The organism is Methanosarcina baikalica (assembly GCF_031461075.1).
Classification (GTDB): Archaea; Halobacteriota; Methanosarcinia; order Methanosarcinales; family Methanosarcinaceae; genus Methanosarcina; species Methanosarcina baikalica.
Window position 1 is genome coordinate 1 of sequence record NZ_JAVKPK010000090.1, and the last position, 12,151, is coordinate 12,151.

Consider the following 12,151-nt stretch of genomic DNA (forward strand, 5'->3'; position numbering starts at 1 on the left):
ATTTTATTAAAAACAAAATATTAATTGAAATTACTTTTTCCCGGCAGCTAATAAAGTTTTGCTTCTGAACAGCGTTTTTAAAAGCAGCGGGGAAAAGATAATTTAAAAATACCCTGTATTTTGCTTTCAATCCATCTCCAGTAATCAGCTGATGACGTTTCAGTGACAAGTCGCATATATAGTCACGCCTATAATTGCTGCAACAAAAATCACCTTTGTAATCCATCTAATAGTTGCATTATTTAACATCTTGACTATAGCTACAAAATGGTTCCACAATCCTCGTTGGTCACTCATATGGTGGTGTGGTGATAACTGCAGCAGGAGCTAATGCATACAATGTTGTCGGACTGGTTTATATTTTTGCATGTGCGCCCTACAATGGAGAAGCCCTCGGGGAACTCGATGAACGGATGCCAGTTGCATCCGGCCAGGCAGACATCCGCCCTGGTGCAGAGGGTTTCTTATGGATTGATCCAAAGGATTTTCCAGAAGCATTCGGTCAGGATGTCGATCCTGTTCAAGCCGGTGTTGATGTTACAGTCGTTCTATATCTGGGAACTATACACGATTTCGTGATGTTAAACGCACTTGCGGATACACCTGCAACTCGCAGCGCAATCGTCCTTGCAATTGGCAATCTCAGGACGTTTTTTGCGAGCAGCAGGTAAAAGTTCAGAGGGCAAAAAGGCAAATAATGTATTAGTTTCTATTCAAAATTACCAATAGTTATGTTTTAGGTTATAATCAAATTATAAAAGGAATGAGTTGTAATATGTTACTAGTGTCGAGTCAACAACAAAATGTCGTATAAAATCGATTGCAACTATTCAGAATCATTGAATCTTTGAGGATTGACGCGACACTAGTATCTAGGAAATTTAGTTATGGGTCACCATAATTAAGAAAGGGACTACGTATGAGAGCTAGTTTTAATATTAATGCCCTATAATTAAGTTGCCAGGACACTAGTAAGAATAAATGGACCAGTAGGTGACTTACAGGTGTTTTTTAGAAAAGAGCAGATTTTCGAAGTTAACTAGAAAATTGGCTTCTCCTGGTTTGAGTTCCATGATGTGCTGCTTGTTCTCGTATTATAGAGCATCCTAAAGCTCACATTATGAGAGTTCGGCCTTTCCGATGAAGATTTCATATCATTATCCCTTTTAGCCACATTTTCTATGTTTTCAGCATTATGCCGATAATTTATACCCATCTTCCTTAGAACCCTACGCGAAATAACTTAGGCACTTTTTAATACTGTACTTAACGATTTTCACAAGCATGTTCATCGATTTAATTTCCAAAATAATTCTGTGTTGCCTAAGTTATTTCGTTACAAATAATTAGGTTCATACTTGGTTCAGAAGTATTTTCATGTCTTCTTCAATGGTTGTGTTTGGCCTGATGTTGAAATTCTCGACCAGAATTTTGAGAACGTTCGGAGAGACACAAGCTGGAAGTGTTGGGCCAAGGGTGATATTCTTTACTCCAAGGCTCAGGAGGGCAAGCAGGACAAGCACGGCTTTTTGTTCGTACCAGGCTATGTTGTAGGAAACAGGCAGGTCGTTTATGTCCTTGAGCCCGAAGGCTTCTGCAAGCTTCTGAGCAATTACCACAAGTGAGTAAGAGTCGTTGCATTGTCCGGCATCGATAACTCTTGGGATTCCTCCTATGTCGCCAAGGTCAAGTTTGTTGTAGCGGTATTTGGCGCAGCCTGCAGTCAGGATTACTGTATCTTTCGGAAGGGCTTTTGCAAACTCAGTGTAGTAGCCCCTTTCCTTGTGCCTGCCATCACAGCCTGCCATAACCATGAACCTGCTGATCTTTCCGCTTTTTACCGCATCTATGATTTTATCCGCAACTGAGAGGGCTGCTTCATGTGCAAAGCCTCCTATGATGGTCCCACTTTCCAGCTGCTCCGGGGGCTTGCTCGTTTTTGCCTGTTCGATCAGAAGGATGAAGTCCTTTGTGCCGTCTTCTTTTTCATATATATGAGTAAGTCCTTCAAAGCCTACTACCCCTGTAGTGTAAATTCGGTTTCTGTATGAATCTCTTGGCGGGATTATACAGTTTGTCGTCAGCAGGATTGGGCCGTTGAACTTTTCAAACTCTTCGTTCTGTTGCCACTAGGCGTTCCCATAATTACCTGCGAAGTTATCGTATTTCTTGAATGCAGGATATGAGTTTGCAGGCAGCATCTCTCCATGGGTGTAGACATCGATTCCTGTACCTTTTGTTTGCTCAAGAAGCTGCTCGAGGTCTCGCAAATCGTGCCCGCTTATAAGGATGCCTGGCTTATTTCCTACACCTATATTGACTGCTGTTGGCTCAGGGTTTCCATAAGTTTCAGTGTTTGCTTTATCGAGCAGGGCAAGAGTTGAAACTCCTTTTTGGCCACACTCCAGAACCAGGCCAATGAGAGCTTCCACGCCTATACTGTCGTCAGTGGTCGAAACCAGCCCTTTTTCTATGAACTCGAAGATTGCTTCATCTTTATAGCCTAGGATATAAGCGTGATGTGCATAAGCAGCCATTCCTTTCATTCCGTAGATAAGAAGTTCTCTAAGTGACCGGATATCTTCATCTTCAGTTGAGTGAACAGCAACATCCATATTTGCTATGCTTTCGGGGGTAACTGTAGCCACGGAGGGGAGATTTTTTTCGACAGGAAGCTTTGCTTTAATATCGTCTCTGAGCTCAAACCCCTTATTTATAAGGGATTCAATTTCCTTTTTGTCAAAATTAGTGTTCGTAAGAGTAGCAAAGAAGCCATCAAGCACAAACCGATCTGTTGCTTCTTCATTTAGGCCTGCAACCCTTGCTTTAAGGTTATAGAAAGAGATGCTTTTGAGAACGTAGATCAGTCTGTCCTGAAGATCTGCAACTTCTCCTTTCTTGCCGCATACCCCGTTTTTCGTACAACCTTTTGAGTTAAGAGCTTCCTGACATTGATTACAGAACATATTTTTTCACCTTTGAGACTGGTTATTCAGTTTACTCCCCGTTTTTAATTTCATTCTGTCTCATACACAGTTCATATTATAAAAATGATAAATGTGTAGTACCACTTTAAAAGACGGGTGTCTTTCTAGTACCGGTACATTAGCATGAAAGTACATGAGGATATCTTCCTCACGTGCTCTCTAGATCCTTTTTCTTCATAATTGCGAATATTCCACTAATTATTTTAATCCGTTCATCAACCGAGAATATTTCAGTCTCAACAATCTTCCTTTTTTGAATTTCTCCCTTTTTATATCCTGTTTCATCTTCATACATCTCGTCATTTATAATTAGGTGCCAGATAATTGTGGCAATTTTCCGTGCTAGGGCAATGATTGCCTTTGCATGTCCAATCGATTTCTTTTTTCTGTTAAAAAACTCTTTTAACTTGCTATTTTTCTTTCTTGCTGCTGCTTGAGCAATCTGTGTCAGAATCCACCTTGCTACTTTTGATCCTCTCTTTGTGATTCTGCCGTTGTAGAATTTATCTGCAGATTGATACACATTCGGAACTATTCCAAGCCACGAAGCAAGCTTATTTCCAGATGAAAAGTCCTTGAAATCGCCTATTTCAGCAATTAGAGTAGCTGCACCAAGTTCTCCGATACCAGGTATTGACATTAAAAGTTCCATTTCCCTTTTATGCTTTTTATAAGCATAATTAAAAATTTCTTTTTCCAAAGATTCGATTTCATCGTCAAGATGCTTTATAAGATTCAGACAGGTCTGAAGCCTGAATGCAGCACTTTGAGATATTTCTCTATTCAGAAGCTCTCTTATCTGCTCACTTTTTTTACGAACATTTGGAGAAAGGCTTGTGATAATCTGATCAACGGTTTTACCTGAAGAGATTCCTGATAAGATAATTCTGCCATTCCTGCCAAAAATGTCTGTCAGCACATCCTTGAGGTTGAACATTTCAGGTGCGAGAATTGAGTGAGCTTCATTTTTTAGATCTGTTCTTTTTTGTACAAGTGTAAACCGAAGTCGAACATATGATCTAAAATCTCTATGATCTTTTGGGAAAATTCTTGATGGCTGAACCATTTTATTCAATGCAAGTTGTGCAATGAATTCTGAATCTATCTTATCTGTCTTTTTGTGTGTAAATGCCTTCATATCTCGAGCATTTCCAACTATAACAGGGAGATGCTTTATCAAGGAATCATGAATCGGAACCCAAAAGTCACTTGTCGATTCACATGCAACAACATCACATTTTTCGGATATAACCCAATCTTTGAGGGCTAAAATTCCATCTTCGTCTCTATTTAAACGTTTCTGGAGCTTTTCACCGGATCTACTGAGAATTGTGGCAATGAAAAAGAGTTTGTGAATGTCTAAACCACAAGCTTTGTTTATGACTTCAATCAAATTAGATCACCCAATTTGTTTGGGCAGCGGAATTGCCTAAAAGGCCAATTTAGCATCCGTGATCAGAGTCACATTTGAGCCTTCGATGGCAATTCACTGATTAGTTTAGGTACGGTTTTGAAAAACCAAAATGTGGACAACCTTACTGCCCAAGGTAATGAGGAAATCAATACTAATAAAAGTAAGGTGAAAAGTACTTTCATTTGTTTGTGCCTGTTATTCGAAGAATTTCATATTTGTTTAGAATACTATTTTCCATACGATACTAGCTCATATATAGGAGAGAGTTTCGATATGGATACCTTAATGATGAAAATTCAATTTATCTTCGTGCCAATTCCAAAAAGCTGCTCCTTATATAATTTAATCCGGTTACACGCTTTAAAGCCCGCTAAGAGCGTGTAACTAGATTCTAGGATATGAAAACCGCATACTCTATTGGTTTTAATTTATAGGGATGGCCACTGCAGTTCTTATGTCCAAACTCACATGTAAACCGAGTCATATAATCTACATTGTAACTAAACTTGGAATTTAAGTTAAAGAATTTTAAAGGAAAGGACAATGGCTACATGAACTTATCACAAATTTAATTATTTGAAATACAGAATATTGGAGGCATTGTTTGAAGTATATCCTGCTTCCCTTACCTGCAAAGAGATTGCAGATAATGGGTATTGAGTTAAAATAGATGACAGATGCTCTAAACCATTATACTGCATGCAACTACTCTTATATTACAAGACTAAAAGAAAAAAGTATTGTAAGGGCTGAAGAAGCGACAGACTAATTTTTTGTGAAGATGGACGTTTTTTTAAACATATTATTTTTGCGAATTTATCACCAGGGCATATTGATTCATTTGCTTCGAATTCTTGTCTCCACCACCGGCTCAAACCAAAAATCCCTCTATTATAATTACGAGCGGCTTTTTTGAATCGATTTCTGGATCTGGTTATAGCAAATTTCCATTCATTGAACTGAATAACTTAAAATAGTTATTTTGAGCACCTCGAAGCTGATTCCGAGAGGTTTTCTATAAGGCCTAAACATCGAAATAAAGACCATACCTTTTTGGTGAAAAAGAAGAGAGATAAATTTTATTATTGATTAGGGAAAGTAATAATATAATGGATGGAAGGGAAGTAGAAAGGGGACCTCTACAACTGGATATAGGTATAGTTGTATCAGGCCTTGGAGGAAACTCCAATCAAGAAAGGAATCAATTCAATGGCCTTTTTTCCTTTTTTGGTCTCGATTTTGGACTTTATATCGGACCATCGTATAATCCTTTTCGGACTATAGGGCCCAGTGTAGGTATTGGTTTGGTCATAGGATCTAATGGTTTTCTGGCTGCAAAATTAGGTATCCATTTCAGAAGAACATTTGGTTTAGCTATGCTAATTCCTATAATTCCTATTTATGGTGCTACTGGAGCGAGCTTTTTAGCCGCGTTGTCTATTCCAGAAGAAGCTAAAGCTGCGGCAGCTATCCCATTACTGTTAGTGCCAGCAACTTTTGTATACCAGGAAAATATCAAAGAACTCCGTAGAAATGGAACAGAGATTTTAACCAAATTTAGATCTTATATGCTAGGGAAACTATAACTTTATAATATTAATCACAATTTTTTGATAATGTCTATGAAGCTTTTCTAGCATCATCTTTATAAATTTTCTCAATCTCCCACGCACTAACCTCTTTAGTGAGCTTCTTGATATCGCCATCCGGCTACTCTTCGCTTCGCTAGGTCATGCTTCTTCGCAAATTCCATAAAACTTGTTGGATACGGTTATCAGATGCACAATTTTTTAAGCCTCGCTCGTAATACTATCTGATGACATAGGGGAATGATGTTTTTGGTCCTCGTAATTGAGACACGTCGAGGCCCTCGGTATGTAGCCCAATATCTGGTTCACGGATCTACCTTACGGCATCAATACCCCACACACTGGGGGCAAACAGACTGTGAGATTCCAACTGACCGAATAAGATAAACGGATTGCATAGGGAGGAAATATGGACAGCGCTACGAAAATCCAGCCGCCTGTACCGGTGGTCCGGCGGAATGCCTGGCTAAAAGTTTTAGCTACTGCAGCAGTTTTATATGTTCTCTTGCTGGTTGCCTTGCTGCTGACAGGCAATTCCAACCTGTTCCCCACCCTGGTAATGGTCGGCAACTTTATGGTTCCCGTCGCCTATGTGGCGTTTTTACGAACGCAGGCATCTCAGCCGCCTGACATTGCCGACGATCTATCTGGCCTTCCTGTATGGCGGGCTGTTGGGTATTGTTGCCGCTTCCATTTTAGAGCCATTTTTTATCCGCCAGTTGGATCTTGGCGCGATTCTAAAAATAGGGCTCATCGAAGAATTTGCCAAAATCTTGGGGGTACTGGTGATTGCACGTCACAAACGGCATGACTCGGAAATGGATGGGTTGATCCTGGGCGCGGCTGCAGGGATGGGATTTGCGGCCCTGGAAAGTAACGGTTACGCTTTTACAGCTTTCCTAGCGAGCAATGGGAGCGTTTCGGTAACAGTGGCAGTGACCTTGCTTCGTGGTCTGCTTTCCCCGCTGGGGCACGGGACCTGGACGGCGATTTTAGCCAGCGTGCTGTTTCGTGAAAGCAGGAATGGTCGCTTCCGCATTGACCTGCAAGTTATTGGCGTTTACCTGCTCGTTTCTATCCTTCACGCAATGTGGGACGGGTTGCCTCGGGTCATTATGAATGTCTTTAGCCTGGGGTTAGGCGTATTCATCACCGATAGCATAATCGGTATTATTGGAGTGAAGGTCCTCTGGCTGCGCTGGCGAGAAGCGATCAGGTTACAAAGTGTTTTGCCGCCAGAAACCGAGGACATATAACACCTGAAAGGAGGACTATAGGAAACTTGAACCTCGGAAAGACTGAAATCTCTCAGGCAGTGTTGCGAATTTGCTGTAAATTCAAAGATCAGGGTTAGAGGCCATTTTAACCATCAGTGAGCTTGCTTCAAAACTACCTTAAAACTTTCTGAACCAAAATTTCATAGGAGATAAATCAAATTAGTAGAACTAAAGGAGATATGGGTTTGTAATCAAAAATTTGGAGAGCCGGCGTTTTGAGATCAACTCTCTGATTACCAACTAATGAAAAAAGAAAAACATAATTAATAACCAATAATTAAAGAAAATAAGCCCACTGAAATTTGCCCATTTGATCTTACTTAGTAAAGACGGTTATTGATGTAATTTTGCCTATGCTGAATAGTTTGTCGTCCTCTGTTATCTGGTTGATGTTATTTTCAGAATACCTCTTAATTACTATTGCCAACATTTTTTGTTCCGTCTCGGGTGCGGCAAGAGCACATGCTTCAATGCATGAAAATGCAAGCGTTCATTACGTCAGGAAATAATGAAAAACTCACATTTAATGATGGACGACCTAATTCTAAATACTTGGTTTAAATCCTGTAGGGATTGAGTTACTGAAAATAACAAGCACAGGAATATCTCTTTTACATTTTTCCCAAACACGGGGATGTGTTCGTTTTTCAGATTTGATCAAAAACTCAATCCCCACTATAAAATATGAGCCTACTTACTTACAGGTATCCAGAAGACCTTTCTTTTTACCTCCTCTTTGCTCAGAGGGGTGTATGTGTTCAACTTTAGCTTCTCCTTCTTCTTCCTTTGGTTCTGCTTTCTTTTCTTCTGCCATGTATTCAACTCCTTATTAGCTTACATTTTTGAAAAATAATATTTTACTTTAAGTTTTCAATATTATGTCCCAGGTCCAGTTACCTTCAAAGAACTCCCAGCTTTTAGGTCTCCTTAGGATAACTTTCAACAACCTGTTATTTACTGGGGTTTAAGAAGGATTTTCTGATCCTTTTGCAGCTGACGAAAGAAATCTGAGACTTTTTAATATCTTCTGGGATCGTCAAATTTATCAGTGTTTTTAATATTCAACGGTTGCAATCGATCAAAAACCCGGAGATAATAAAAAGTATCTATTTTAATTAGATCCACTTAGTTTATTAACTTTTGCGACAAATTAAATGAGATCAACTCAAATCATATGCGGCAGCCCCACTTTAGATGAAGTATGCTTCGGGCCGCACACTCAGTTTCTCAGAAATCGTTGAGTCTTCTTTGACTATATATTTCTTTTACTGAGGCGTACAAAGGCAAAGCCATCTTTGTATCCTACAACTCACACAGAGCCTCTAGACTTGGTTAAAAACAGTTCCCTTACCTCTCAAAATAACCACATATATCAGGGCTATTCAAAATTACTATCAGTTATATGTCAGGTTATACTAAACTTACATTAGGAATGTGCTGTATTATATTACTGATGATAATAAATGATACCATTAGACGACATAAATATGTTTTTAAGAAGGACTAGGTTTCAGAAGTCAACCAAAAAGTTGTCTTGAAATATCTAGTGTCCTGGCAACTTAATTATAGGGCATTAATATTTAAAAAAGTCCTCATACGTAGTCCCTTTCTTAATTATGATGACTCATAACTAAATTTCTTAGACACTAGTTTCTTTTAGAGATCCGAACAACCCAAGATCTGCATCGACGATTGAAAATAATACAAAAATAATGAAGTATCTTCTAATGCATGTTAGATCAGATCTCGACAAGCTAACGATTGACAAGGTTGATGAGTTCAAGGAATCAATTAGCAGTTGGGTTCATAGAGATGGAAAAACCAATCTCAAATGCAACAAAAAAACAATTTTTAGTAGGGTTTAAGTAGTTTTTACGGTGGCATGGCAAGCGGTATAAAAACAGAGAATATGTCGATCTTGCCGATGATAAATGGAGGGAGAAATTAAATGAAAACTCATTATAAAACGTTTATGATAACCCATGACAAATTATTTAAAATGACTATTGATTTAGTCACTATTCTCGCCCTTTACATACTGCTACTGGCGCTACTTGTGGGGGTGATATATATCCCTCCTACAGATCAAATCAGTTCTATTCGGGACTCTTGGGGGCGGTTTTGGTCAAATAGTATCTGGTGTCCTCACAATTTTTGTTCTTATTGACCTTTTCAATACTTTTGTTGATTATCGTGAACATAAAGAAATCAGACTTACATATGTAACCGATGCTACGATTTTAATAGTCATGCGTGAAATCTCGGCAGGAGTCTATGCCCAAAAATATGATTATCAATTTATTTTGGGCATGTCGGTATTGATGCTGACATTGGGTACAATAAGGGCTTTAGCTGTCAAATATCCACACAAAACATGATTTTTTCCATCATTTATTTAGGCAAATGGTGTAAAGCAGAGAAATAACAATATTTAAGGGTAAAAGGTTGCTGTCTTTGAGAAGATGAACGCAGGAACTGTTGAGGTATATGAAGAGCTTAAATGTGAGAATGATTTTACCAATTAATCGTCCAGATTCATTTTTGGAAGAATATGTTATTGGCAAATTTTATCCCGATGGTATATGCCATTAAGAGTATTACCACAGCTGTTATTGACACTACAAAAAAGGGTACCACAAAAACACTCAGTATCTTTTTAACACTCAGTATCTTTTTAACACTCAGTATCTTTTTGATTTTGTCAAACATTTGATGTTGGGGTGAGTTATTGAAAAACGAAAGCATAATACCATCTCTACATTTTTCAAAACGTGGGCTATTTTGTATGATGGACATTGTACCTGGTTTTTTAGATTAAATCAATACAACTTAAAGAAACGAATACACCGGAGTTTTGAAAAAGCACTGTGCTTTAACAATCCAGGGTCTCAAGTTTACGGTTTCTGAATTGTGTGAATCATAATCAATAACTCACAGATCAAACCTATTATTTAGATGTCTCCACTTTGGCATCTGGAATTGATACTTTCTCTTCTTTTAGTGCTGCATTAGTAGTGTAGCGTCAACTGCAAAATATCGTATAAAATCGATTGCAACTAATCAGAATCGTTGAATCTTTAAAGATTGACACGACAGTATCTTCTGGCGCAGTATTTTTGCCTGTTTCACTCATGGTTTTTGCCTCTTTGTATTTTTTAGGCAGGTGAGCTATAAATTTAGCTCCCCAAATATATTTTAGCTTTCTCAAATATCCCATATAAGCGTATTATGCAGAACAGTTATAAATATAGAGTCCCCAAATGTCCTGCAAGACATAATAGTATTTAAACCTATAAATAACCACGGATATTTTAAATTTATTTTAAATGAGGAAAAGATCCAAATTTAGTGCTTAAGCTGTAATGTAAAATATGAAAGATGTAGCAAAAAATATAGCTTCTTGTCCGAATCTTCGGGAACCGTCACCAGGTTGACATAAAGGGGACTATAAAATCGTTATGATAGCAACATTTTAGGGTAAAATGTCATCCACAAAAATAAAAAATATGTATCTTTTTGACACTCCAAAACGTTCTGCCATTTCCTTATATGTTCTTTTTTCGGTTCCGTTGCAAGAAATCTGACTTTTTCACAAAATCATTAAAAACCACATCATAATTCGGAAAGTTAATCATTTTCATTAAGAAGAAAATGACACCTAAAGGTGAAAATTATAGTGTCAAATTGCAGAAATATTTTTTTGCAACGAAACCCAGCATATCACCATTGGGATTAGACATTGTTGCATCCCAAAACATTAAGTATTCTGTTGTCGTTGACATTATTTGGCATCTTTTTCCATTATTTCCTGTGTTTTTCGTCCTCGAATTCTATATCCCCTTTGTTGTCTTCTTTCTTTTTGTGTTTGATGAACTGGTTAAGTCCTGCTACAAACATATATTTTGCTTCGCTTGTGCTTGTTTTGGTATTTTGTCCATCCATTAGCAAAATTGCCTGTGAGATATCCGCTTTAAGATATCCGGCCCTGCTGTATACCCCATACTTTATCAGGAGTTCAGTGCACTTAGTTGTGAAGTCCATGAAAGTTCCATAGTCAAAATTCTTGAATATGAACCCATTTTCAAGATAGGATACATCATAAGAAACTGGATTTTTGGATTCTCCATTCACATTTGCTTTTTTCTCTTCATAGTACTTTTTTGATTGGTACATCACTCTGCTGTACGCATTTCCTATCAGGAACCAAGCTTTTTTCTTATCTGTATCAAAAAGCTCTTTATTATCTTCAAATAATTCTTCGATTGAGGTATACTGTTTCATTTCTTCCACACCTTTTTCATTTACCTTGGTTCCATTGCAAAAAATCTGGCTTTTTTACAAAATCAGCGAAAATCTTCACAATTCGGAAAGTCACTCATTTTCATTAAGAAGAAAATGACACCTAAAGGTGAAAATTATAGTGTCAAATTGCAGAAATATTTTTTTGCGACGGAACCAGCCACAAAGCATATTCCTTAAGAGGTAAGACAGGAATATCCTTTTATTCCCTGGAGAAAAATGGCTGGAATTAGGGATATCATAATCCACGCTTACTTTGGCGTGAACTTGAATGTTGTCTGGAACACTGCAAATGAAAGACTGCCTGAACTGAAAAGGGATATTGAAAAGATACTAGAAGAAAATAATTTGAATAAAGCCTTCTTTTAAAGGCTTGAGAGATCTGCTCACTAACTTCTTGATATTTGTGATTTTACAGGAAATTAGTCACTCTACCGTAGAATTAAGGCGACAAATTGGACTTTTAGTAATGGGAATTACCAAAATCGGATAGTAAAGGTGGAAATTGCCAAAATTGGGTAGTAGGCTCCTGGCACAATATTTTTGTCTGTTTCGCTCATGTTTTTTACCCCACCCCTATTATAG

The 12,151-nt window shown here is 38.0% G+C and carries 8 protein-coding genes and 2 pseudogenes; 5 read left to right on the forward strand and 5 right to left on the reverse strand.

The annotated features are described in order from the left end of the window. A partial coding sequence (locus RG963_RS15145; RefSeq protein ID WP_310577116.1) for a hypothetical protein occupies positions 1 to 226 on the reverse strand: 226 nt, incomplete at its 3' end. Positions 227 to 278: 52 nt separating this feature from the next. On the opposite strand from RG963_RS15145, the gene RG963_RS15150 reads away from it, so the two are divergent. Further along, positions 279 to 671: an alpha/beta fold hydrolase gene (locus tag RG963_RS15150; protein WP_396654742.1), complete on the forward strand. Its 393-nt coding sequence runs from the start codon at positions 279 to 281 to the stop codon at positions 669 to 671. Positions 672 to 1,352: 681 nt separating this feature from the next. Here RG963_RS15150 and hcp read toward each other — a convergent pair. Both hcp and RG963_RS15160 read right to left on the reverse strand, forming a co-directional pair. After that, positions 1,353 to 2,966: pseudogene (gene hcp / locus RG963_RS15155) on the reverse strand (hydroxylamine reductase). A gap of 169 nt (positions 2,967 to 3,135) precedes the next feature. Next, positions 3,136 to 4,380, reverse strand: a complete 1,245-nt coding sequence (locus RG963_RS15160) for an IS110 family RNA-guided transposase (RefSeq protein WP_310577118.1) — start codon at positions 4,378 to 4,380, stop codon at positions 3,136 to 3,138. 1,130 nt (positions 4,381 to 5,510) lie between these two features. Here RG963_RS15160 and RG963_RS15165 point away from each other — a divergent pair. After that, complete coding sequence (locus RG963_RS15165; protein WP_310577119.1) at positions 5,511 to 5,987, forward strand: hypothetical protein; 477 nt, start codon at positions 5,511 to 5,513, stop codon at positions 5,985 to 5,987. Positions 5,988 to 6,308: 321 nt separating this feature from the next. Here RG963_RS15165 and RG963_RS15170 read toward each other — a convergent pair whose 3' ends face one another. Beyond that, positions 6,309 to 6,530 carry a hypothetical protein gene (locus tag RG963_RS15170; RefSeq protein WP_310577120.1) on the reverse strand — a complete coding sequence of 74 codons (222 nt, stop codon included), beginning with the start codon at positions 6,528 to 6,530 and terminating at the stop codon, positions 6,309 to 6,311. A 50-nt stretch (positions 6,531 to 6,580) separates the two neighbouring features. On the opposite strand from RG963_RS15170, the gene RG963_RS15175 reads away from it, so the two are divergent. Both RG963_RS15175 and RG963_RS15180 read left to right on the forward strand, forming a co-directional pair. Beyond that, complete coding sequence (locus tag RG963_RS15175) at positions 6,581 to 7,246, forward strand: PrsW family intramembrane metalloprotease (protein ID WP_310577121.1); 666 nt, start codon at positions 6,581 to 6,583, stop codon at positions 7,244 to 7,246. A gap of 2,171 nt (positions 7,247 to 9,417) precedes the next feature. Then, complete coding sequence (locus RG963_RS15180) at positions 9,418 to 9,645, forward strand: phosphate-starvation-inducible PsiE family protein (protein WP_396654743.1); 228 nt, start codon at positions 9,418 to 9,420, stop codon at positions 9,643 to 9,645. A gap of 1,423 nt (positions 9,646 to 11,068) precedes the next feature. Here the strand turns inward: RG963_RS15180 and RG963_RS15185 are convergent. Continuing rightward, complete coding sequence (locus RG963_RS15185; protein ID WP_310577122.1) at positions 11,069 to 11,548, reverse strand: hypothetical protein; 480 nt, start codon at positions 11,546 to 11,548, stop codon at positions 11,069 to 11,071. Between the two features lie 213 nt (positions 11,549 to 11,761). Here RG963_RS15185 and RG963_RS15190 point away from each other — a divergent pair. Continuing rightward, a pseudogene (locus RG963_RS15190) lies at positions 11,762 to 11,935 on the forward strand (HepT-like ribonuclease domain-containing protein); the annotation flags it as partial. Positions 11,936 to 12,151: the final 216 nt, after the last annotated feature.